Here is a 22696-nt window from a genome sequence, read left to right on the forward strand (position 1 = left end):
GAGTTGGCCTGAGCATGATCATCAGGCCCGCGATCATCGATCTCAACGCAAACGATTAGATTTTCCGCGCTATGGCAAGGCTTGCGATTTCTTGCATGTCTCCAAGTGATTAGCGCCTGCGAAAGAATGGAAACCGGCAACGGCGAGAACAGCCGCAGGCCTTGCGCCCTGCTACGGTTGCGTGCAGCTGCTGCCGCGAAGCTCTGCGGAGAGCTCGGCTGCGATCTGGTGCACGATGGCGCCGATCTCCGGCAAGCGCGCGTCGGTCAGCCGATCCGCCATCCCCGACACTGAAACCGCGGCGAATGGCTCGCTGCAATCGTTGAAGACGACTGCGGCGACGCACCGCAGGCCGAGCCGCGCCTCTTCATCGTCCACCGCATAGCCCTGGCGTCGCACGGTCTCCAATTCCCTGAACAGCTCGCCCGGCCGAATGATCGACTTTTCCGTCAGGCGCGGCATGCCGCGACGGCGGATGATCGCGTTGATGTCGGCATCGGAATATGCGGCCAGCACCGCCTTCCCGACGCCCGAGGCGATCAGCGCCACGCGTCCGCCGACCTTGGTCAGCGAACGCATGATCTCCCGGCTTTCGATGCGGGATACGACGATGATGGAATCATCATCGACCACTGCAAGATTGGCGGTTTCCCTGGTCTGGTCGCGCAGCTTGCGCAGATAGGGCAATGCCCGCGCGGAAAAATTGCGACGGCGCATGAAGGTCGAGCCGACCACGAAGCTTTGCGCGCCGATGTGCCACTTCGACTCTTCGCGGTCGAACTGCACGAACCTGCGATTCTCTAGCGTCGTCAGCAGCCGGTGAGCCGTCGACGGCGGCAAGCCGATGCGGATCGCAAGATCGGTCAGCCGATAGCCTTCGTCATCCTCTGCAAGCGCTTCCATGATTTGCAGCGCGCGATCGACCGATTGAACGCCGCCGTCTCGCGGGTCCTGATCCGGCTGCGCGCGAAAATCGGGATCGGACGGCTTGCGCCGGATCGGCTCTCTTTTCATCACGACCTGCCCCTAACCGGTTGCGGTTCAGAACGAAATTGCTCGCCGATAACGAGCGTCACAATTGGCATATGGCATACCAAACGGCGTCTGAGTCAAGGCAGCAGAACTGAAGAATAGGTCAGTATTTTTGCCATTTTCTTACAGAACACGCCGATTCTTTTGTTTGACTTCTGGGATAATGTATACCACGATTGTTTCTTAACGACCCAATTCTGTAACCGGGAGGACCATGCCATGTATGTCGGGGACATCCTTCGCACCAACAGTGCGCACGTGGTGACGATCGGCTCGAGCGAAACCGTGAGCATTGCGGCGAACCTGATGTACGCGAGCAATGTCGGCGCACTGGTGGTCAGGAACGCCTCGCGCAGCGTCGACGCCGCGGTGGTCGGAATGTTCAGCGAGCGCGACGTCGTCGCTGTGATCGCCGAGCGCGGCACGGGCGGTCTTGCCGCGAAAGTCGCGCAGTTCATTTCGCCGCGGCCGTTGGTGTCCTGCACTTCGCAGGACGCGCTCACCGATGTCGAGCGTCTGATGATCCGTCACGACATCCGCCATATCCCCGTCATCGACAACGGCCGGCTCGTCGGCGTCGTGAGCATGCGCGACATCGGCTTGGCCCTGGAAGAAGCCGCCTGCGCGGCCTGACGGATTTTCCCGAGGCCATTGCCACGCAATTCGGTTCGAGCCGTTGCGGCTCATGCTGTGTCCCCACTCTGCTCGCGAGGATTTCATGAAGGTCTGCATCTACGGCGCCGGTGCCATCGGCGGCTATCTCGGTGTCGAATTTATGCGCGCTGGCGCCGATGTCAGCCTGGTCGCGCGGGGCCCGCATCTCGCCGCGATGCGGCAGAATGGCCTGAAGCTCCTGATCGGCGAAGAGGAGCGCGTGGTACATCCTTGCTGTACCGATAATCCCGCCGAACTCGGCGAACAGGATTTCGTCATCATCTGCCTCAAGGCGCATTCGATCACCGGCGTCATCGAACCGATGCGCCCGCTGCTGGGTGAGCGGACCCGCATCGTCACCGCCGTCAACGGCATCCCCTATTGGTATTTCTACAAGCATGGCGGACGGCACGAAGGATCGGCGCTCGAGAGCATCGATCCCGGCGGACGGCAGTGGAACGAGCTCGATCCCGCGCGTGCCATCGGCTGCGTGGTCTATCCCGCCACCGAAATCGAGGCGCCCGGCGTGATCCGCCACGTCTACGGCAACAGCTTTCCGCTCGGCGAACCCTCCGGTGAGATCACACCTGATGTCGAGCGGCTTGCCGCCCTGTTCGCGGCAGCGGGCATGAAGGCGCCGGTCCTCGACCGCATCCGCGACGAGATCTGGCTCAAGCTGTGGGGCAATGTCTGCTTCAACCCGATCAGCGCCCTCACCCACGCGACCCTCGACGTGATCTGCACCAATCCCGGCACGCGCGCGCTGTCCAGAGCGATCATGCTGGAGGCCCAGGCGATCGCGGAAAGCCTCGGCGTCAAGTTTCGGGTCGATGTCGAACGCCGCATCGAGGGCGCACGCAAGGTCGGCGCGCACAAGACCTCGATGCTGCAGGATCTCGAGCGCGGACGTCCCGTCGAGATCGATCCGCTGATCACCGTGGTGCAGGAGATGGGCCGGATGACGGGTATTGCGACGCCTGCACTCGACGCGGTGCTCGCGCTGGTCGCGCAGCGCACCAGACTGGCAGGCCTCTATGACGGGGCGGCCGGCGTCGAAGCCCAATCGCTTGCGGTGGCGTGATCGCGATGGCCAATGTGACGCGCTGGGTCCGCTTCCGCCACCATGCCGAAATCGGCTTCGGGCAACTCACCCGCTCCGGCATCTCCGTGCACGCAGGAGAGATGTTCGGCGACACACGACCGACTGGACAGACGCTGGCGCTTGACGAGGTCGAGCTGCTCGCTCCAACCGAGCCGAGCAAGATCATCGCGCTCTGGAACAATTTTCACGCACTGGCGGCGAAGCTGAAATCAGCTGAGCCGGCCGAACCGCTGTATTTGTTGAAAGCCCAGACCAGCGTGACCGCGCCTGGCGCCGTCATCAAGCGCCCCCTGGGCTACGACGGCAAGACGACCTACGAAGGCGAGCTCGGCATTGTCATCGGCAAGAGCTGCACGGCCGTCGCCCCCGAACAGGCCGACGCCTTCATATTCGGTTACACCTGCACCAACGACGTCACCGCCGCCGACATTCTCAACCGCGATCCGACCTTCCCGCAATGGGCGCGGGCCAAGGGTTTTGACGGATATGGCCCCTTCGGTCCCGTGATTGCCTCGGGCGTCGACCCCGCACGCCTTGTCGTGCGCACCATCCTCAACGGCGTGGAGCGCCAGAATTATCCGATCGCCGACATGATCTTCAGCGCGCAGGCGCTGGTCAGCAAGATTTCACACGACATGACGCTGTTGCCCGGCGACCTGATCTGCTGCGGGACATCGATCGGCGTCGGAGTGATGAAGGAGCCGGTCAATACGGTCACCATCGCGATCGACGGAATCGGCGAGTTGACCAACGAATTTCGTCAGTAGGCGGCGGCAGGACGACAGCCCGACGCAGCCGGACCAAACGACCACCATTCTCTTTGGGAGCGCACATGATCTCCAGCACGAAAGCGGCATCGTCGCCCGGCGGCTTCCGCTGGCTCCAGCTCGCGATCGGCATCGTCTGCATGGCGATGATCGCCAACCTGCAATACGGGTGGACGCTGTTCGTTGATCCGATCGACGCGAAGTTTCACTGGGGCCGTCCGGCCATCCAGCTCGCCTTCACGATCTTCGTGATGACCGAGACATGGCTGGTGCCGGTGGAGGCCTGGTTCGTGGACAAATACGGCCCGCGCATCGTCATCATGTTCGGCGGGCTGATGATCGGTTTGGCCTGGGTGCTGAACTCATACGCCTCTTCTCTCATCATGCTCTACACAGCAGCTATTGTCGCGGGCATCGGCGCCGGCGCCGTCTACGGCACTTGCGTCGGCAACGCGCTGAAATGGTTTCCGGACCGGCGCGGCCTCGCCGCAGGCGCGACCGCCGCAGGCTTTGGCGCCGGCGCAGCCCTCACCGTCGTGCCGATCGCCAACATGATTGCCGCCAGCGGCTACCAAAGCACCTTTCTGACGTTCGGAATCGGGCAAGGCCTCATCGTTCTCCTGCTGGCCTGGTTCGTCCGCCCGCCGCATGGCGTCGAGGCCCCGCGGAAAAAGCAGCTCAACCTGCCGCAGAGCGCAATCGACTACACGCCGCCTCAGGTCCTGCGCACGCCGATCTTCTGGGTCATGTACCTGGTGTTCGTCATGGTTGCTTCCGGCGGGTTGATGACCGCCGCGCAAATCGGGCCGATCGCCCACGACTTCAAGATCGCGGATACGCCAGTCACCCTGGCGGGCTTCCAGATGGCGGCGCTGACCTTTGCCATCTCGCTCGATCGTGTCTTCGACGGTTTCGGCCGTCCATTCTTCGGCTGGGTCTCCGACACAATCGGCCGCGAGCACACGATGTTCATTGCGTTCGCGACTGCGGCGCTGATGTTGCTGACGCTGTCCACCTACGGCCACATTCCGGTTGTTTTCGTGCTGGCCACGGCGGTCTATTTCGGCGTCTTCGGCGAAATCTACAGCCTGTTTCCGGCGACGTCGGGCGACACGTTCGGCGCCAAATACGCAACCACCAACAACGGCATGCTCTACACGGCGAAGGGCACCGCGGCACTGCTCGTACCGCTTGCGAGCATCATCTCCTCGCAGCTCGGCTGGCAGGCCGTGTTCATCGTCGCGGTTGCGCTCAATGCGACCGCAGCTCTCACGGCCTTGCTGGTGATCAAGCCGATGCGGCGCGCCTTCATTCTCGGCAGTGAGACGACGGCAAAGGCCGCGATCGCGCCTGCACCTGGCCGGAGTGCGGCGATTGAACACTGATTGGACGGGCTCGCGGGCTCGGACGGCGCTCCGGAAGATCTTCGATGCTGCCATCGCCAGCTGCGATCCAAGGATAACCATTGCGCGCGCCCTGCCGGCAAAGCCGAAGGGCAGATGCATCGTCGTCGGCGCCGGCAAGGCTTCTGCCGCGATGGCGGCAGGCCTCGACGCGGCCTGGCCTGATGTCGACCTTTCAGGTGTCGTGGTGACGCGCCACGGTCATTCGGTCCCCGCGGGCCGCATCGAAGTGCTCGAGGCGTCTCACCCCGTGCCTGACGACACGAGCAAAGCCGCCGCCCTTCGCATGCTCGATGCCGTTCAGGGGCTTTCAGCGGACGATCTCGTCATCGCCCTGATGTCCGGCGGAGGCTCGGCCCTGATGACCCTTCCTGCATCCCCGATGACCCTCGCCGACAAGCAGGCGGTCAACCGGGCCCTGCTTGCAAGCGGCGCAACGATTGCCGAGATGAACGTCGTCCGCAAACATTTGTCCGCGATCAAGGGCGGACGGCTGGCGCTCGCCGCCCGCCCCGCCCACGTCACGACCCTCGTGATCTCAGATATTCCCGGCGACGATCCCACCGCGATCGGCTCCGGTCCCTCGCTGCCGGACAGCAGCACAAAAGCCGATGCGCAGGAGATCGTGAGCCGGTTTGCAATCGACCTGCCGGACGCGGCGCGGCTTGTCCTCGCGCAAGCCGACGAGACCCCAAAACCCGGCGAGATCGAGGCCGATGTCCGCATCCTTGCAGCGCCTTTCCACGCGCTTGATGCTGCGGCCAGGGCCGCGCGGGATGAAGGCCTGACCCCGATCATCCTTGGAGACGCGATCGAAGGCGAGGCGCGCGAACTCGGAACCGTCATGGCGGGCATCGCCCGCTCGGTCGCAAGCCATGCGCAGCCCGGCCCTGCCCCTGCCGTGCTGCTGTCCGGCGGCGAGACGACGGTGACGATCGGACGCGGGCCGGCGGGGCGCGGCGGCCGCAACACCGAATTCCTGCTCGGGCTTGTCATCGCCCTGTCCGGTACGTCCGATATCTGGGCGATTGCCGGAGACAGCGATGGTATTGATGGAACGGAAGATGCGGCTGGAGCTTTGATCAGTCCGGATACGCTGCGGCGCGCAGCCGCGAGCAGTCTCGACGCACGGGCCTATCTGGCAGCCCATGACAGCTACACGTTCTTCGACCGCCTTGGAGACCTCGTGCGCACCGGCCCAACGCTTACCAATGTCAACGATATCCGTGCCGTGCTGATTGCGGCCGGCAAGCCAGCAATGAGGTGACCCATGCGTCGTCATCGACGGGCCAAGATCGTCGCGACCGTCGGCCCCGCCAGCAGTTCCCCCGAGATGCTCAAGGCACTGCTGCTGGCCGGCGTCGATACGTTCCGTCTGAACTTCAGCCACGGAACCCAGAGCGACCACGCAAGCATCCATGCCGCGATCCGAAAGCTGGAACAGGAAGTCAGCCGGCCGATCGGCATTCTGATGGACCTCCAGGGTCCGAAGATCCGCGTCGGCACCTTGCGCGATGGCAAGATTATCGTGGCGGCCGGCGAGACCATCCGGTTCGTGCTGTCCGGATCGGACGGCGACCGATCCTCGATTCCGCTCCCGCATCGGGAAATCTTTGCCGCCGTGGCCCCCGGCCACGACCTTCTGATCGACGACGGCAGGGTCCGGGTTCGCGTTACGGGGCTCGGTGCCGATTTCATCGAAGCCAAGGTGATCGTCGGCGGCACGATCTCGAACCACAAGGGCGTTAATCTGCCGGGGACGGTGCTCGACCTTTCGCCGCTCACCACCAAGGACCGCCTCGATCTGGAGTTCGGTCTGAACCTCGGCGTGGACTGGGTCGCCTTGTCCTTCGTGCAGAAGCCCTCCGACATCATCGAGGCGAGAAGCCTGGTCGGCGACCGCGCCGGCCTGATGGCCAAGATCGAGAAGCCGGCAGCACTCGAGCGGATCGACGACATCATCCAGCTGTGCGACGCCATCATGGTTGCGCGGGGTGATCTCGGCGTCGAAATTCCACATGAGGACGTGCCCGGGCGCCAGAAGGAGCTGGTGCGGGCTTGCCGTCTCGCGGTGAAGCCCGTGATCGTCGCCACGCAAATGCTGGACTCCATGGTCGCAGCGCCAACCCCGACGCGCGCGGAAGTCTCCGATGTTGCGACCGCGATCTATGACGGCGCAGACGCCGTGATGCTGTCGGCGGAATCCGCGACGGGCCACTATCCGCGCGAGGCCGTCGAGATGATGGATCGCATCATCCGCAGCACGGAGCAGCACAAGATGTACCGCTCGATCGTCGAGGCGACCCAGCCCGGCGAAGAGCAGACGCCGCCGCATGCGGTTGCAACGGCCGCCGCCGACCTCGCCTCCGTCATTCACGCCGCAGCCATCGTGGCCTACACGTCGAGCGGCACCACGGCCGCACGCGTCGCGCGCAAGCGGCCGAGCCTGCCGATCCTCGCCATTACCCCGAGCCGCGAAGTATCGCGTCGCTTGTGCCTGCTTTGGGGCGCGCACAGCGTTCTGTCCGACGATGTCGGGAGCTATGAGGAGATGGTCGAGCGCGCGACGGCTCTCGCGCATGCAGAGCAGTTTGCATCAAGCCGGGATCTGCTGGTCGTTGTCGCCGGCATTCCCTTTGGGCAGGCGGGAAGCACGAACAACCTGCGAGTCGTTTCGCTCCCCTGACGGAGCCATCCGCCAGCATCGCGGTCCCAAACACCCTACGCATCCGACCCGTCGAGATTTCTCGGGCTCGTTGCGCCGGCCGCCTGAGTCTCAAGGCATAGCGCCAAACCAGATCACGAGCGCGAATATCACCAACAAGGCGACGGTGATGATCGCTTCGCTCGTGGGTATGCGCTTCATGGGCCGCCTCCGCGCGCGGGAGCGGGATGCTGCGACGGGGCGGTGGTTCAGATCAGCACAACACCGCCCGCTTAAAATGCATGCGGACGGCGCCGGCTCTAGCCCCAGGAAGGAAATGCAAAATCCCGGTAGCTATTACGTCTACACATCTGGGCAGAAGGTTCACGTGACGATCGGCATGCTCCAAAAGGCGTAGGGTCGCCGACCGCAAAGGACGCCGTTGATACCCGTCCCTGGCACCCTCGGCCGCATCACGATCTCACCACGACCATGGGCCACGCAGGTGTGGCGCCGGCAGCAGCTGTCGCTCGACGCTGCCCTTAGCGCCACGACCCGTCCGGCCCAAGGGGCAAAGTCGGATGGTCGCGGTTGTTCTCGTCGGGCTTGACCCTGAAACCCTGTCGAAATGCGAACCAGATAAAGCCGCCCAGTGCGACCACACAGATCGGCGCGAGAATCCAGTCGGGCATGTCGTGGTCCTCCAGTCTACCGACAATTGGTCGCCGCTATCTTGGGCCTAGTTCAATACGGATGCCGCGCGCCATTGCAGCGCGCCCACCTGAAGCGCTCGGCGTGATCTTGCCGGCACTAGGAAGCGCTGCGGTGCACGACCAAAGCGCGGATTTTGTCCGCAGGAGCAGCGGCCCCTTTGCCCGAATAGGGTCGAGGCGGTGCCGCAAGTGATTGAAAAGACTGGAGCGGGTGAAGGGAATCGAACCCTCGTATTCAGCTTGGAAGGCTGCTGCTCTACCATTGAGCTACACCCGCATCGAGCGATCACCTAACACGGCCGGACGGCCGTCTCAACTGCCTCGGCGGGCGTCCTTATGCGCCGGTGAACCAGAATATGTTCGCGCAATCCGGCCGGTTCCTGGCCCGGATGGGACGGACGGCGGCCTTAACAGCGGCAGATTCGCCACCTATATTGCTGGTCCCATCAACAAAGAAAGGAGGTGATCTAGTGTCTTGTCTCAAGCGCTGTCACCTCGCTGGGATCGCCCGCTAGGCTCTGAGTAATCAGCCTGGCATCGGGGCGCTCTCAGCCCTGACCAGCGAGACAACAAATCCGGGGGCGCGGCGGAAGCGATTTCGCCGCGCCTTTTTTGGCTGTCCGGGCCGCGCGATTCGCCGCCGCCATGCCGCCGGCGGGATACCTTGTCGCAGCACAAAAACCGGCCGGTCCGCTACACATGAAATGTCGGCGTGGCCGGCTTTGGGCCGTCCTTGGGCCTGCCGCATCAGAAATGAGGAGCTCACGAGATGCTTTATGCCATCCTGGCCTATCACGTCGAAGCCGAGGTCCAGTCGTGGAGCGCCGATGAGGACGCAGCCGTCATGGCGGGTCTGCGCGAGGTCCGTCAACGGTTGAAGGGGCGGCTCGGCCCGGCTGCCCGGCTCGGCGAGACCCGCAACGCCAGCACCCTGCGCGGGCCCGGCCACGGCATCGTGATCGACGGCCCGTTCTCGGAGACCAAGGAGCAGCTGCTGGGCTTCTACGTGATCGATTGCGCCGATGAAGCAGAAGCGATCGCCGCGGCGCGCGACCTGCGCAGCGTCAACCCGTCGGCGGTCTACGAGATCCGCGCGCTGAAGCGCTACACTCCCGGCGCACCGTTTCCGGAAACCGCGGGCCCGAGCGACGCATAGAGATCGCGCCTGGAGAGCTGCTCAACGGCTCGAGCGTTTCGGCAATTTCGGCAGCTTGCTCGGATCGAACTTCGGCAGCGGCAGATCCGGCGGCGGCTCGGGTGTCACCTCGTGGCTCGGAATCAGCGTCACCTCGAAGGCGAGATCGGGCACGGCATCGGCCCTGCCCTTGCAGGTTGCGATTGCGCCGCTCGAGACGCCGTCGAGCCGCACCACGAGATCGTCGGTGCCGAACACGGTCGAATGTCCGTCGGAGTGCCGTCTGGCCGTGAGAACGGCGGAGAAGCGCTCGCCGTCGACCTCGTAGGTGCCGCTGTAGAGCATGATGGCATCGCTGCCCCACAGCCTGCCATCGGCCACGTGCACGATGCCGGTGCCGTCAGCGAGCGACGTTCGAAACCACGCCGCATAGGTGCCGTTCTTGAGCATGGAGCCTAGCTCCGTTTCACCGCAAACGATCTGGGCACCGTTGCGTTAACAGGGAGTGAAGGAACCTGGGGTGAAGGAACCCTGCCCTGCGCTCATTGGCCGTCGATCTGCCGTCCCATGATGGCGATCGCCTTCTGATAGACCTGCGCTGCGTTCCATGCCTCGATCGCGGCGAAGTTGGGTTCCCCGGGCTGATAACCGGCGCCAGCGCGCCAGCCATGGGCGTGCAGGAAGTTCGCCGTCGAGCTCAGCGCATTGGCGGCGACGTCGAGATTGCCGGTGCCGTAGGCGAGGACGTTCTTCGGCATGAACTGGGTCTGGCCGATTTCACCATGCATCGAACCGCGCGTGCTCCCGGACAAAGTACCGCGGTCGATCAGCTTCAGCGCAGCATAGAGCTGGTCGGTGAAGAAGTCCGGGCGACGGCAGTCATAGGCAAGCGTCGCGATCGACGACAGCATGTTCTGGTTGCCGCGCTGGCTGCCGAAGCCGCTCTCCATGCCCCAGATCGCGATCAGCGGTCCCGGCGGCACGCCGTAGCGCTGTTGGATCGAGGCGAACAGCGCCGCCTGCGACTGCTTCAGCGAACGGCCGCGCGCCACGATGGTCGCAGATCCACGCTTGGCCATGAACTGCTCGAGCGACAGGCCAAAACTGCGCTGGCCGCGATCCGCGGCGATCGTCGCACTGGCGTAATGTGCCTGCATCAACGCGTCGATCGCGGTGGCGCCGACGCCCTTGGCCCTCGCCTCGCCGGCAAACTGCTCTTTCCAGGCTTCGAATCCGCCGGGCCCGTTGCCGCACTGCGCCGCCTTCGCTTCTGCGCCCGGCGTTGCAACCATCACGACGATGGCGAGCGCCGACGTCGCAATCTGCCAGCCCCTGATCATCCGAAACCTCCTCCGAAAAATGTGCCGCCGCCCCTCGCGGGCGCGGCGCTGACGATGGCCCGATGTAGATGACCCGGCGATGAACGATCCGCCTCAGATTCGGCCGCGGACCGTCACGATATGTCGCCGGCAGCGGATTGGCCATCCCGGCCACATCAGGCAGGCCGGGACATTTGGCCCCTGCGTCCGCGTCGGAGGATTGACGCAGTTCAGCGGCGGCGCCCGGCACAGCCCCCGCAACACGGCGCTTGACATTGCCACTAATGAGAAGGTGCTAGGCCGACCCTCGACAGGAGATCGCGATGCGGATTCAGGAGGCGGCACACCATCTTGGCGTGAGTGCACGGGCGCTTCGGCATTATGAGGCGGCTGGCCTGATCGTGCCGCGCCGGAATTCAAACGGCTATCGAAGCTACTCCGCGTCGGAGATCGAGCGAGCTGCGTGGGTGAAAGACCTCATCGCCGCGGGCTTCTCGACCCGCGAGCTCCGCAATCTTCTGACCGCGCTTGAAGACGGCCGGCGCGGCGCGCGCGTGAACTGCTCCGCCGTGATGCAGGAGAAGCTCGACCAGATCGATCGAGCGATCGCGGCGCTGCGCAAGCGGCGGCGCGCCTTGTCGCGTCGTCTGGCTGCAGCGGATGGCGGTCGCAGCAACATGAGAACATCAGGACCTGGCGATGAAGATACTCAATATCCTGGCGAGACGTTACCTGCCGCTCGAGGGCCTGGACGAGGCCGTGGCCTTCCACGAAGCCCTGATCGGCCAGCGGGCGCGCCTTCGGTTCGACTATCCCGAATATGATCTCAGGCTGGCGCAGGTCGCCTCGATCCTGTTCATTGCAGGGACGGAACGGAGCCTGAAGCCGTTCACGGCGACGCATCTGACGTTTCTGGTCGACGACATCGATGCATTCGCCGCGCATCTCCCCGGCGTCGGCGCCACGATACTCGAGGCCCCCAAGCCGGTCCCGACCGGCCGCAACATGCTGGTGCTGCATCCGGACCAGACCCGCGTCGAATATGTCGAGCATCGCGACAAACATCCCGCCGATGTGCTGCCTTGAGCATGTCAACCACACGGCGGTGATGACGACAGCGCCAGCTCGCAAAATGTCGCACGCGATGCTGCGTCTACGGCACCTCGCCTCGCCGCAGCGGGCCGACGGTCTGCGGGCGGTTGAGGAAGAACTCGCGGTTGCCAAGCGCGGCCTCCGCATACTGGTCGATCGCCACGATGATCGCCTGTACGTGGTTAAAGCACCAGCCTTCCCGCGTCGCCATGTGCCGGACCTCGGCCAGCGCCTTGATCCAGGGCGCATGATCATCGCTGTCGTGGAAATACCGAAGCGGCTCTCTCATCTTTCCTCCGGCAGATCACGTCCTCGAGCTCGGCGCGCTTGCGCGACAGCAGAAGCTGCGCCGATGCACTATCGCGTCCGGCCTGCCTGAGCCGGTTCACGGATGCGTCGAGCTCGCGCAACTCGGCGCGCAGCCGCCGCATCCTTAGTGCGTCATCACCCACGCGCTTCGCCGGCGACGAGCTCCCGCTTCGCCGCGCGAAGGAAGATCGGTGTCGCGGCGCGGCGGCGCGGAGCAACGCTCGCATGCACGATGATCGGCTCGCGGTCGCCTAGCATGCCCCGCTCTTCGACCAGACGGCTCATCACCAGGCGCATCTTCAGGAGGTCCCCGGCCACGAAGGCGCAGTCCTCATCCCGGTTGATCTGCTGTCGCATGATGGCCTCGGCCTCGAGCATGCTGACGCGCAGCGCCCTGATCTGCCTGCGAATTTCGCTGATACGGTTGTCCATGGCGGCCTCCTATTCACGATGGAGGGCAATTAGAACAAAACGAGAACATACAGTCAAGCGGCGGAGCCCGCCTGTCGTGGATTTTTGTCATCGAAGGCCGTGCCCGGTTCCTGCTGCGGGAACCAGGAGGATCACCATTCCCACAAACTCAACGTGAGGATGTTCGATGAAGCGACCGAGAGCCACGGACGAACGCGCCCGGCCGGGATCGGGCGAACGCGTGCAAGCGTCCGCGGTGAGGCCGCGACAGACCGCCACAGCCGGCGGCCTCTTCATTTGCGGCCTCCTCTTAGAGGATGCGTGTCGTCAGGATTTCCTCAGTGCTCAGGCGATCCGTGGCAGACAAACAGCCGACATATGACTGTGGAACAATTCGCCCTTGGAACTTGTCTACTCAAATAGACAAATTAGAATGGAGTCGATTCTGTTTCGATCATTGCGCAGTACATGACGAAGTCTTCCAAACTGGTTGCCGCGAAGCGCGGCAAGGTCCTTCTGGTCCGACGTCGATCTGACGGGCTGTGGATGTTCCCCGGCGGGCGCAGGCGTGCGCGCGAGACCGGCAAGGACTGCCTGAAGCGTGAGATCAAGGAAGAGCTGCCGAAGCTCAAGCTCGGCAGGCTCAGCCTGTGGAAGGAAGTGACGGCCAAGAACAAGCGTTCCGGCCGCAGGATGAGCGATGCGATCTTCATCGCCAAGAACGCCAAGGGACGGCTGGCGATCGGCGACAAGAAAGAGATCGACCGCGCCGCCTGGCAGAAGCCGCGCGGACTTCGCCTGACGCCGACCTCGCGCTACATCCGCGATCGGCTGTTTCCGAGGAAGCAGCGGCGCAGGAGATAGACAGCGGAGATAGGCGGCGGGATATCTGCTGCCCGCGGAAAAAACACAAACTTCGACTTCGGCACGTGGCGGCTGCGCGGGCACGCCTTCCTGATTTGTTGAGCTTCGCCCACCATCGACGCGTGCTAGGAATGACGTGATCCGTCCGGACCGGACCACGACATCAGCCGGAATTGCGTCAGAATGGGCTTCCCCTCCAACCGCCAGAGGCGGCTGTTCAGAATCGTTTCCGCGCGTTGGCAGCGCCGGGCCATCTTCTTGTTGGGCGGCATTGCAGTCGGTGCGGCGGCCGTCGCGCTCGCGCAGCTCGCGGATCTGGCGCAGGTCGCCTTCTCCGCACTGGTGTCGCATGTCCGCTATGCCTCTCTGGTGCTGACACCGATAGGGTTCGCCCTGTCGGTCTACCTGACCAATCGCTTTTTTCAGAACGCGCAGGGCAGCGGCATCCCGCAGGCCATTGCCGCGCGCCATCTGACCGACCAGACCGCCCGCGAAAGTCTGGTTTCGCTGCGCATTGCCGCCGGCAAGATTCTGCTGACCCTGTTCGGCCTGTTGTGCGGCGCATCGGTCGGCCGCGAGGGGCCAACGGTGCAGATCGGCGCGTCGATCATGTTTGCGCTCGGCCGCTTCTCGCCCCGGCGTCAACCCGGCTTGATCCTTGCCGGTGCGGCGGCCGGCGTCGCGGCAGCCTTCAACACCCCGCTGGCCGGGATCGTATTCGGCATCGAGGAAATGAGCCGCGCCTTCGAGACGCGAACCTCCAGCCTGATCATCGGCGCGGTGATCGCCGCGGGCCTGACCTCGCTCGCTCTGATGGGCAACTACACTTATTTCGGCACCAGCGCGACGGCCCTGCGCAACGGCGCCGACTGGCTCGCGGTCCCGCTCTGCGGCGTGGCCGGAGGTCTGGCGGGCGGCCTGTTCAGCCGCATCCTGATCGCAATGGCGCGCGGATTTGCCAATCCGGTCGGACGCACGATCAAGCGCTATCCGGTTGGCTTTGCCGCGATCTGCGGATTTGCAGCGGCGATTTGCGGGATCGCCTCCGACGGCGCGATCTACGGCACGGGATATCAGCAGGTCAAATCCGCGCTCGAAGCCGGATCACAATTGCCCGCGAGCTTCAGCGTGTGGAAATTCCTGGCGACCACATTCGCCTCGATCAGCGGCATGCCGGGCGGCATCTTCGCGCCCTCGCTCGCGGTCGGCGCCGGGCTCGGCTCCAACATCGCGCCGCTGTTTCACGGCGCGCCGCTTGCGGCCCTCATGCTGCTCGGCATGGTCTCGTATTTTGCCGGCGTGGTTCAGGCCCCGATTACGGCCTTCGTGATCGTCACCGAGATGACCGACAATCACGCCATGGTCGTGCCGCTGATGGCCGCGGCCCTGATCGCCCATGCGAGTTCGCGCCTGATCTGCAAGGAGGGCGTCTATCACGCCCTCGCCAAGGGATTCATCGATCGGGCTGCGCCGGCGCAGAAGGCGACGCCGGCCTGAAGATTTCTTCAGCCGTCATAGGCAAACAGCTCGATCGGCTCGCTGAAGCCGCGCACCGGGTGCTCGCCGACATGTTCGAGCGCGAAATCGTGCTCGACGAGATCCGCGAAGGCGCGGGACAGCAGCACCGTCTTCTTCAACTGCTTGGTGAGGGCTTCGAGGCGCGAAGCCATGTTCACGGCAGGGCCAATGACGGTGAAGTCGAGCCGGGTGCGCGATCCGATATTGCCGTACATGACGTCGCCGACATGGACGCCGATGCCGTAATTCATCGGCGCACGGCCCATCATGCCGTTCCTTTCGCTCAGCGCCGCCATCGCCAGCCGCGCCTCGGCTACCGCATGAAGCAGGTTGGCGCAGGCCTTGGGTTCGCTGAGCGGGAAAATGGCAAGCAGGCCGTCACCGATGAATTTCAGGATTTCCCCGCCATGCCGCGCAATCGGCTCCGACATCGCGTCGAAATAGTCGTTCAGGAGATCGATCACGTCATCGCGCGGCCAGGAGTCCGAGATCCGGGTGAAATCCCGCAAGTCGCAGATCATGATCGCGGCGCGCACCGTCGTCCCGCTGCCCCGCCGGGTCGCACCGGCCAGGATCATCTCGCCGGCGTGCGACCCGACATAGGTCTCGAGCAGCGTCCGCGCCAGGCGGTTCTTCATCCGGATCTCGCTGACCAGCGCCAGCACCGGCAGCACCGTCTTCAGGCTGGCGATCTGCGCATCATCGAAACCGCCGGCACGGTCGGTCGCGAAGGTCACGACATGCCGCTTGCCGAGCGTATGCAGCAGCGGCCAGGCCACATAATCGGTCAGGCCCTGCGCGCGCATGTCGTCATAGAGCGCGTGCTTGCGGCCCTGCGACGGGTCACGTTCGAGCTTCTCGCGCACCTCGTCGGCGCCCTGATGGATTTCGTAGACCGGACTGCCGATATATTCCGATCGCTGCTGGACATCGTAGTCGACCCGCGTGATCTCGGCCTCGCGTTTCCCGTCGGCCCAGATGATCCGGGCGCCGAGCCATTGCGGATGCTGGATCAGGAGATTCATGGTCGCCCGCTTGAGGGGAATGCCCGTGCGCTGCAGCCGGACGCACAGCTCGGCGAAGATATTGTCGATGAAGCGCTGGTCGCGCGTTTCGTTGGTCAGCCAGCTCACAACGTCGCCGTCGGACTGCGGCGTGACGCGATCGATGTTGGGGGGCGCGTTCATTTCTTGCTCCGGAGCGGCGGGTGGGGTCGGCACGCGATATGTCGTGCTTCCGCCCGGCCGCGTCAACGCCGCCAGCGGTATCGTGATCGCGCTAATCGGCCTGCCGTCGCATGGACGCACTGCCAAAATATCGAAAACAACCCCATGCAAAGTAACCGGCGGACGCGGCAACTTGACTCGTCGGGCAAATCAGCGGCATTCTTCTATTATCCAGAAATCGTGCAGAGGCGCCTCGCTCCGGGACTATCGCATATGGCGTTTGCGGACTTCTACAACTGACGTCTCGACGTCGTCATGGCCGGCTATGGAACTTGGCCGATAGCCATATGCGATCGCCCTGCCCGCAAGCGGGAGCGGTTCAGGGAGCCTGTCGCAGGATCGATTCAGCCCGACCTCTTCCCGTCCTACCCGCCGAGCCGGTCGACCTCGGCCTTGCCGGCCTTCATCACCAGCGGGATGTGCTCGCCCTGGCCGAGCAGGCACGCCACGTCGCGCAGCGGATTGCCCTCGACCACCAGCAGATCGGCGAAAGCCTCCGGCGCGATGCGGCCGAGCTTGCCTTCCATGCCGAGCACTTCGGCGCCGACAATGGTCGCACTATGGATCACGGCCTGCGCACCGAGCAGCTCGGCGCGAATCCGGAATTCGTCGCTCTGCAGCCGCTGCGACGGCCCGAGCAGATCGGTGCCGAAACCCATCTTGACGCCGGCCTCGCGATAGATCGCGAGCGAGCGCAAGCCGGCATCGCGCACGTCGGCGACCTTGGCGACGCTCGCGGCAGGCAGGCCGTATTTGGCGCCTTCGGTGGCCAACGCCTCGTAGGTGACGAGGGTCGGCACCGCATAGGCGCCCTGCTCGGCCATCAGGCGCGCGGTCGGAAGATCGACCAGATTGCCGTGCTCGATGGTGCGCACGCCGCAGCGCACCGCGCGCTCGATCGCCTCCGCGGTGTAGGCATGCGCCAGCACATAGGTGTGACGCGCCTTAGCTTCCGCGACGATGGCGCGGATCTCGTCCTCGGAATAGCCGAACGCGCCGATCGGATCGGTCGGCGACGCGACGCCGCCGGACGCCATGATCTTGATCTGGTCGGCGCCCATCTGCAGCTCCTCGCGCACCGCCTTGCGCACCGCATCGACGCCGTCGACCACGCGCGCGATCGCGCCGACCCGCACGCAGCAGGAGCAGGTCGGGTCGGCCAGATAGTCCGAGCGGCCGCGCCCGTCGCCGTGCCCGCCGGTCTGGCTGAGCGCGCGACCGGAGACGAACAGCCGGGGCCCATCGGTCAGGCCGGTGTCGATCGCCTGCTTGAGCGCATAGCCGGCGCCGCCGGCATCGCGGACGGTGGTGAAGCCGCGCTTCAGCATGCCCCGCAGCAGCATGGTCGAGCGCAGCGTCACCAGCACGTTCGCCATCCGCGCCTGCTGCGACAGGTCGAGTTCGACGGCGACCGCATGCACATGCAGGTCGATCAGGCCGGGCATCAGGGTCTTGCCCTTGAGGTCGATGACGCGATCGACTGAGGCCTCGATCGGCCGGTCGGACACCTCCTTGATCAGGCGATCCTCGACCAGCACGTGGTGGCCTTCGAGCAGATCGGACCGCAGCGGATCGAGCAGCGCGGCATTCTTGAAGAGGGTCGTGGACATAAGGGTCTCCTGTCAGAACGTAGCCGGTGGGATCACGCGGCCTCGCTTGCGATGTCTTCCAGCGATCGGCCGCGCGTCGGCACGCCCATCAGCACGACGGTGACGGCACCGATCAACAGCACCGTTGTGGTGACGCCGAACACACCGGCAAAGCCGAAATTGGGGTAGAGATAGCCGACCAGGATCGGCGCAATGATCGCGCCGATGCGGCCGATGGCGGACGCAAGGCCTGCCCCGGTCGTCCTGATCGCCGTCGGAAACACTTCGGCCGTGTAGGCATAGACGCCGGCATAGGTGCCGTTCATGAAGAACGACAGCAGCAGGCCGGCCGCCATGATCTGCCCGTCGCTTGCGGCAAAGGCGAGCCCGAGCGCGCTGGCGCCGCCGAGGATCATGTAGGATGCGATCGTGGACTGCCGGCCGATCCGCTCGTTGAAAAAGGCGGCGGTGAAGTAGCCCGGCACCTGCGCGCAATACATCGCGAGCGAATAGCCGAAGCTCTTGGTGATGCTCATGCCGTTCTGCACCAGCAGGCCGGGAATCCAGACGAAGAACGAATAATAGCTGAACGTGATCGACAGCCACATGATCCAGGTCATGGTGGTGATCCGCGCCTGGCGGCCGGCCAACAGCGCCGCAAAATTGCTCAGCAGCGTTCCCGACGATACGGCCGGCAGAACGGGCTCTGCGACCGGCGGTGGCAGCATACGGCCCTCGCGCGCGAAGCTCGCCTCGACCTTATCGAGCACCGCCTCGGCTTCCTTCACCCTGCCGCGGCTTTCCAGCCAGCGCGGCGATTCCGGCAGCGACCGGCGCCACCACAGCAGCATCACGACAGGGATGGCGGTGATGACGAGCACGATGCGCCAGCCATTCTCGTAGGCCGGCACGATGAAATAGCCGAGCAAGGCGGCCGCGACGAAGCCGAACGAGAAGAAGCCGGCGAGCGCGCCGGTGAAGGCGCCGCGGTAACGCCGCGCCACGAATTCCGCGAGATATGGCGCGATGATCGCGCTTTCCGCGCCGGTGCCCATGCCGGCGACGACGCGCGCGGCGAAGAACGCCGGCCAGCTGTCCACCGTCGCGCTGACCAGCGAGGCCGCACTGTAGAGCGCGAGCGCCGACATCATCACCGCACGGCGGCCGATCAGGTCGCCCAGCGTCCCCGCAAGCAGCGCGCCGAACAGATAGCCCACAAAGGTGCTGCTGCCGAGCACGCCGGTCTCGACATTGGTCAGCCCCCAGGCGGTGCGCAGCACCGGCAGGATGAACGCCAGCACGGCGGCATCCATGGCGTCGAACAGATAGCCCAGGCCGCCCATCAGCAGCAGGTGCACATGGAAACGCGCGAACGGCAGGCGCTCGATGCGCGCCGAAATCATTGACATGAAAAAGCTCCCCTCCGCCCCACGGTCGGCACGCGCCGCGAGGTCAGCCGGGGGAATGATAGACAAATCAATATTATGGGAATAATTTATAATTGTTATCTGGTACATCACCATTGTGAATATTGCTCGTGTCCTTCCGCACGCTTGACCTCAACCTGCTGAAAGTCTTCGAGGCGCTGATGACCGAGGGCAGCGTCACGCGCGCGGCGAGCGCGCTGACGATGACCCAACCCGCGGTCAGCAACGCCCTTGCCCGCCTGCGCGACGCGCTCGGCGATCCCCTGTTCGTACGCACAGCCAGCGGGATCCGCCCGACACAGCGCGCGGTGGCGCTGTGGCAGCCGATCGGCGACGCGCTGGAACACGTCCGCCATGCACTCGACGAGGACGCTTTCGATCCGCGGCGCACCGAGGCCGAATTCAGCCTGTCGATGTCGGACTACGTGTCCTCGCTGGTGATGCCGCGGCTCATCAAGCGCTTCGGCGAAATCGCGCCTTCCGCGCGCATCCACACTCTGCCCAATACCATTCTCGAGATCGGCGACCGGCTCGAGGACAACCGGGTCGATTGCGTGCTGAGCGTCTATGTCAACGAAGCGCAGCAGCCGCCGGCCGTGATCCGCTCACGATCGCTATGGACCGTCGAATATGCCTGCATGATGCGGCGGGATCATCCGCTGGCGAGCAGGAAGCGGCTGAACGCCCGCAGCTTCCTCAACGCCAAGCATGTCGACGTCAGCCTTGCCGGCAAGACGCTACCGACCTACGACCAGTTCCTCGCCTCGCGCGGGCTGTCGCGCAATCTGGTCACGACCGTCAATCACTACAACGCCGCCTACGAGATCGTGCGCCAGTCCGACCTGATCGCGGTGCTGCCGCGCGATCTCAGCGCGCAGTCCCGCCATGCGCCCCATCTGCATGCGGTGCCGGTGCCGCTGCCGGCGCCGCCGCGCATCGTCAGCCTGTTCTGGCACCAGCGCAACGACACCGTCCCCGCGCAGCGCTGGCTGCGCGAGACACTGGTGGAGATGTTTGCGCGGATGGAGTGAACAGGCGCAAGCCGTGCCCCTGTCAGGTCGATGTGGGCGCGGGCTCGATCGACACTGCGTCTGCGGCCGGCGACGGGACACTCCGCGCCAGCGGACGTCCAAACAGCCGATGCAGCGCAAGGTAGCTCGCCATCGCAACACCGATGCCGGTAAGCCACGACAGGTCCACTCCGCCGGTCGCCAACGCCAGCGGGCCCTGCATGGCCTTGATGGTGCCCATCTGGAAGGCCCACGCCGCTACGAAGCCGGCGACAAAGGCGATCAGCCCGGCCCAGTTGAAATCACGATCCCGACCCGGTTCCTCGTAGAGCGAGGCGACATCGATGCGGCCGCGTCGCACCAGGTAGAAGTCGGCGAGCGTCACTCCGGCCCATGGGCTGATCCAGACGATCAGGGCGACCATGAAGTTGTCGAAGGCATGGGCAAAATCGCCCGATTGCAGGAAGGCGTACAGGATCGCGGAGGCGATCAGGCCGGACAGCACCGAGATCACCCAGCGCGGCCGCCGCAGATCGAGCGCGAGCGACGACAGCGCCGCCGAATAGATCACGACGATGTTGGTCGCGATTGGACCATGAAGCAGCACCAGCAGCACCGGCAGCGCCATCGCACCAAAAGCCGCGATGATCAGCTTCGACGGATCGGAGCCGGCGCCGGCGGACGCAATGGCAGCACCGAGGAAGGCGAGCCAGACCGTCGGCAGGAACATGCCGAGGAATGTCGCCCGAAACACCTTGGCGGCGCCGAGCGAGGGCTTGGTGAAGCGCGTATAGTCGGAGGCATAGGTCAGCCACGAAATGCCCCAGCCGACGCCGATCGCGGTCATCAGTTGCGTCGCCGCCGCGAATGCCGGCATGCCGGTGACGGTTGCCGACTGCCACTTGATATCGACGCGCAGGAAAGCCAGCGCGGTCATGACCGCCATGATCAGCAGGATGAACGGCATGGTGTAGCGCTCGAACACCTTGATGGCATTGAAGCCCCAGGCCGCGATGCCGATCTGGAACAGCATCACCAGCACCGCGATCGCGTATTTGAGCTCGATGCTGCCGCCAAGCCCCATCCGATCGAACGCAGCCATGCAGAGATCGAGCACGATCCAGGTGTTGATCGCGACCCACCCCATCGGCATCAGGACCTGCGCCAGTGCCGGCAGATAGGCGCCGCGGCGGCCGAACGCCAGCCGGCCCAGCACCATCTGCGGCACGCCGGTGCGGTGCCCCATCAGGCAGAAGGCGGCAAACAGCGCCGCGCCGAACAGATTGCCGACAACGATGACGGCAAGCGTTTGCAGCAGGCTCAGGCCGAGCTGGATGCCGAGCGCGCCCAGCACCCAGTTGATCGGCGCAATGTTCGCGCCGGTCCAGATCCAGAACTGATCTGATGATGACGACGTGCGGTGCGCCGCCGGCACCGGTTCAATTCCGTGGGCATCGAAGCCGGCCTCATCCTGCGCCGGAAGCTGTGTCTGCTTGAGCAACATGTTTCCCCCGTTGTCCGGCGCATTGGTTTGGGCCGGGATGGGGCATCTGAGCAGCAGGCAGCGTGAGACGATAATGAGAAATCCTCAAACCGGGTTGAGACGACATCGAGAGTGAAGTTTGCGTGCTGAATAGCGGACAGATCCCGCCGCGATCACGCTCGCAGACCGCGTCACCATGGCGCGCCGCTTCACTGTTGAGATTTTCTCAACTCAGCTGCCGGATTCGTCAATCACGCCGAACCCGACACCCGGGTCATTGTGGAGCCGACGCATTGCCCCCAATCAGCCGAGGCCAGGGATGACGACACTTCTGCATATCGATGCCAGCCCGCGCGGCGACCGTTCGGTCAGCCGGAAGCTCTCCAAGTCGTTTGTCGAGCACTGGCTGACGCACGAGCCCGGCGCCGCGATCATCTCGCGCGACGTCGGCCGCGCCCCGCCGCCGCTCATCACAGAGGCGTGGGTGGCCGCCGCCTTCACCGCGCCCGGCGACCGCACGGCGGAGCAGCACGACGAGCTTCGTCTCTCCGATGCGCTGATCGACGAGCTTGAACGCGCCAACGTGATCGTGATCGGCGCACCGATGCACAATTACGGCATGCCGGCGGCGCTGAAGTCATGGTTCGACAAGGTGATCCGCATCGACAAGACCTTCAGCTTCGATCTCGCGCGCGGCGACTTTCCGCTCGAGCCGATCATGCGCGGCAAGACGCTGGTGGTGCTGAGCTCGCGCGGCGAATTCGGCTTCGGCCCCGGCGGGGTGCGGGAAACCATGAACCATCTGGAGACTCACATCTTCACCTGCGCACACTATCTCGGGGTGCAGGAGAGCCATCTGATCGCGGTCGACTACCAGGAGTTCAACGATGAACGCTACCGGCGCTCGCTCGCCGACGCCTTCGCCGCGATTCCGGTGCTGGTCCGGCAGTGTCTTGGAATCGACGAGCCTGTTAATGTCGCCGCGGAATGATGCACCG

At 64.6% G+C, this 22696-nt stretch carries 23 protein-coding genes and 1 tRNA gene; 13 read left to right on the forward strand and 11 right to left on the reverse strand.

Annotation, left to right across the window (positions count from 1 at the left end):
- Nucleotides 1-171 precede the first annotated feature (171 nt).
- Nucleotides 172-1014, reverse strand: coding sequence for an IclR family transcriptional regulator (locus ACVIGB_RS12185; RefSeq protein WP_456722509.1), 843 nt, complete (start codon nucleotides 1012-1014; stop codon nucleotides 172-174).
- A 237-nt stretch (nucleotides 1015-1251) separates the two neighbouring features.
- On the opposite strand from ACVIGB_RS12185, the gene ACVIGB_RS12190 reads away from it, so the two are divergent.
- The 6 genes from ACVIGB_RS12190 (at nucleotide 1252) to pyk (ending at nucleotide 7644) form a co-directional block, all read left to right on the forward strand.
- Complete coding sequence (locus tag ACVIGB_RS12190) at nucleotides 1252-1665, forward strand: CBS domain-containing protein (RefSeq protein WP_456722508.1); 414 nt, start codon at nucleotides 1252-1254, stop codon at nucleotides 1663-1665.
- 85 nt (nucleotides 1666-1750) lie between these two features.
- A complete protein-coding gene (locus ACVIGB_RS12195) occupies nucleotides 1751-2767 on the forward strand; it encodes a 2-dehydropantoate 2-reductase (protein ID WP_456722507.1) in 1017 nt (338 codons plus the stop codon).
- Between the two features lie 5 nt (nucleotides 2768-2772).
- Complete coding sequence (locus tag ACVIGB_RS12200) at nucleotides 2773-3555, forward strand: fumarylacetoacetate hydrolase family protein (protein ID WP_456722506.1); 783 nt, start codon at nucleotides 2773-2775, stop codon at nucleotides 3553-3555.
- A gap of 65 nt (nucleotides 3556-3620) precedes the next feature.
- The gene (oxlT, locus tag ACVIGB_RS12205) at nucleotides 3621-4940 is read left to right on the forward strand and encodes an oxalate/formate MFS antiporter (protein ID WP_092115063.1); all 1320 of its coding nucleotides are present in this window, start codon (nucleotides 3621-3623) and stop codon (nucleotides 4938-4940) included.
- Nucleotides 4930-6225, forward strand: coding sequence for a glycerate kinase type-2 family protein (locus tag ACVIGB_RS12210; RefSeq protein ID WP_456722505.1), 1296 nt, complete (start codon nucleotides 4930-4932; stop codon nucleotides 6223-6225). Before oxlT ends, ACVIGB_RS12210 begins: the two co-directional genes overlap by 11 nt.
- A 3-nt stretch (nucleotides 6226-6228) precedes the next feature.
- Nucleotides 6229-7644, forward strand: a complete 1416-nt coding sequence (gene pyk / locus ACVIGB_RS12215; protein WP_456722504.1) for a pyruvate kinase — start codon at nucleotides 6229-6231, stop codon at nucleotides 7642-7644.
- A 500-nt stretch (nucleotides 7645-8144) separates the two neighbouring features.
- On the opposite strand, the gene ACVIGB_RS12220 is transcribed toward pyk, so the two are convergent.
- Both ACVIGB_RS12220 and ACVIGB_RS12225 read right to left on the reverse strand, forming a co-directional pair.
- Nucleotides 8145-8294, reverse strand: a complete 150-nt coding sequence (locus ACVIGB_RS12220) for a hypothetical protein (protein WP_171947620.1) — start codon at nucleotides 8292-8294, stop codon at nucleotides 8145-8147.
- 224 nt (nucleotides 8295-8518) lie between these two features.
- Nucleotides 8519-8592, reverse strand: a tRNA-Gly gene (locus tag ACVIGB_RS12225).
- A 492-nt stretch (nucleotides 8593-9084) separates the two neighbouring features.
- Here ACVIGB_RS12225 and ACVIGB_RS12230 point away from each other — a divergent pair.
- Nucleotides 9085-9471 (forward strand): YciI family protein, encoded by a 387-nt coding sequence (locus ACVIGB_RS12230; protein WP_092115067.1) that lies wholly within the window; start codon nucleotides 9085-9087, stop codon nucleotides 9469-9471.
- Between the two features lie 21 nt (nucleotides 9472-9492).
- Here the strand turns inward: ACVIGB_RS12230 and ACVIGB_RS12235 are convergent, their stop codons facing one another.
- Nucleotides 9493-9900, reverse strand: coding sequence for a hypothetical protein (locus ACVIGB_RS12235; RefSeq protein WP_173637262.1), 408 nt, complete (start codon nucleotides 9898-9900; stop codon nucleotides 9493-9495).
- A 92-nt stretch (nucleotides 9901-9992) separates the two neighbouring features.
- Nucleotides 9993-10742: a lytic murein transglycosylase gene (locus tag ACVIGB_RS12240; RefSeq protein ID WP_456725194.1), complete on the reverse strand. Its 750-nt coding sequence runs from the start codon at nucleotides 10740-10742 to the stop codon at nucleotides 9993-9995.
- A gap of 350 nt (nucleotides 10743-11092) precedes the next feature.
- Between ACVIGB_RS12240 and ACVIGB_RS12245 the strand changes: the two genes are divergently transcribed.
- Together ACVIGB_RS12245 and ACVIGB_RS12250 are read left to right on the forward strand one after the other, a co-directional pair.
- Complete coding sequence (locus ACVIGB_RS12245) at nucleotides 11093-11593, forward strand: MerR family transcriptional regulator (RefSeq protein WP_456722503.1); 501 nt, start codon at nucleotides 11093-11095, stop codon at nucleotides 11591-11593.
- A complete protein-coding gene (locus ACVIGB_RS12250; RefSeq protein WP_456722502.1) occupies nucleotides 11529-11855 on the forward strand; it encodes a VOC family protein in 327 nt (108 codons plus the stop codon). The genes ACVIGB_RS12245 and ACVIGB_RS12250 overlap by 65 nt, the downstream gene beginning before the upstream one ends.
- Before the next feature lie 67 nt (nucleotides 11856-11922).
- Here the strand turns inward: ACVIGB_RS12250 and ACVIGB_RS12255 are convergent, their stop codons facing one another.
- Both ACVIGB_RS12255 and ACVIGB_RS12260 read right to left on the reverse strand, forming a co-directional pair.
- A complete protein-coding gene (locus ACVIGB_RS12255; protein ID WP_456722501.1) occupies nucleotides 11923-12150 on the reverse strand; it encodes a hypothetical protein in 228 nt (75 codons plus the stop codon).
- 155 nt (nucleotides 12151-12305) lie between these two features.
- On the reverse strand, nucleotides 12306-12602 hold the full coding sequence (locus ACVIGB_RS12260) for a hypothetical protein (protein ID WP_342711844.1): 297 nt from the start codon (nucleotides 12600-12602) through the stop codon (nucleotides 12306-12308).
- Between the two features lie 447 nt (nucleotides 12603-13049).
- On the opposite strand from ACVIGB_RS12260, the gene ACVIGB_RS12265 reads away from it, so the two are divergent.
- Together ACVIGB_RS12265 and ACVIGB_RS12270 are read left to right on the forward strand one after the other, a co-directional pair.
- Entirely contained in the window at nucleotides 13050-13445 is a 396-nt protein-coding gene (locus ACVIGB_RS12265) for an NUDIX hydrolase (RefSeq protein ID WP_092115072.1), read from the forward strand.
- A gap of 183 nt (nucleotides 13446-13628) precedes the next feature.
- On the forward strand, nucleotides 13629-14942 hold the full coding sequence (locus ACVIGB_RS12270) for a chloride channel protein (protein WP_456722500.1): 1314 nt from the start codon (nucleotides 13629-13631) through the stop codon (nucleotides 14940-14942).
- Nucleotides 14943-14950: 8 nt separating this feature from the next.
- Here ACVIGB_RS12270 and ACVIGB_RS12275 read toward each other — a convergent pair whose 3' ends face one another.
- From ACVIGB_RS12275 to ACVIGB_RS12285, 3 genes are all read right to left on the reverse strand, one after another.
- Nucleotides 14951-16150: an adenylate/guanylate cyclase domain-containing protein gene (locus ACVIGB_RS12275; protein ID WP_456722499.1), complete on the reverse strand. Its 1200-nt coding sequence runs from the start codon at nucleotides 16148-16150 to the stop codon at nucleotides 14951-14953.
- A gap of 404 nt (nucleotides 16151-16554) precedes the next feature.
- Nucleotides 16555-17799 (reverse strand): amidohydrolase family protein, encoded by a 1245-nt coding sequence (locus tag ACVIGB_RS12280; protein WP_456722498.1) that lies wholly within the window; start codon nucleotides 17797-17799, stop codon nucleotides 16555-16557.
- Nucleotides 17800-17831: 32 nt separating this feature from the next.
- Nucleotides 17832-19187: an MFS transporter gene (locus ACVIGB_RS12285; protein WP_456722497.1), complete on the reverse strand. Its 1356-nt coding sequence runs from the start codon at nucleotides 19185-19187 to the stop codon at nucleotides 17832-17834.
- A gap of 122 nt (nucleotides 19188-19309) precedes the next feature.
- Between ACVIGB_RS12285 and ACVIGB_RS12290 the strand changes: the two genes are divergently transcribed.
- On the forward strand, nucleotides 19310-20236 hold the full coding sequence (locus tag ACVIGB_RS12290; protein ID WP_456722496.1) for a LysR family transcriptional regulator: 927 nt from the start codon (nucleotides 19310-19312) through the stop codon (nucleotides 20234-20236).
- A gap of 22 nt (nucleotides 20237-20258) precedes the next feature.
- Here the strand turns inward: ACVIGB_RS12290 and ACVIGB_RS12295 are convergent, their stop codons facing one another.
- Nucleotides 20259-21719, reverse strand: a complete 1461-nt coding sequence (locus ACVIGB_RS12295) for a purine-cytosine permease family protein (RefSeq protein ID WP_456722495.1) — start codon at nucleotides 21717-21719, stop codon at nucleotides 20259-20261.
- A gap of 298 nt (nucleotides 21720-22017) precedes the next feature.
- On the opposite strand from ACVIGB_RS12295, the gene ACVIGB_RS12300 reads away from it, so the two are divergent.
- Nucleotides 22018-22689: an FMN-dependent NADH-azoreductase gene (locus ACVIGB_RS12300; protein WP_456722494.1), complete on the forward strand. Its 672-nt coding sequence runs from the start codon at nucleotides 22018-22020 to the stop codon at nucleotides 22687-22689.
- Nucleotides 22690-22696 lie beyond the last annotated feature (7 nt).

The organism is Bradyrhizobium sp. USDA 4341 (assembly GCF_054063755.1).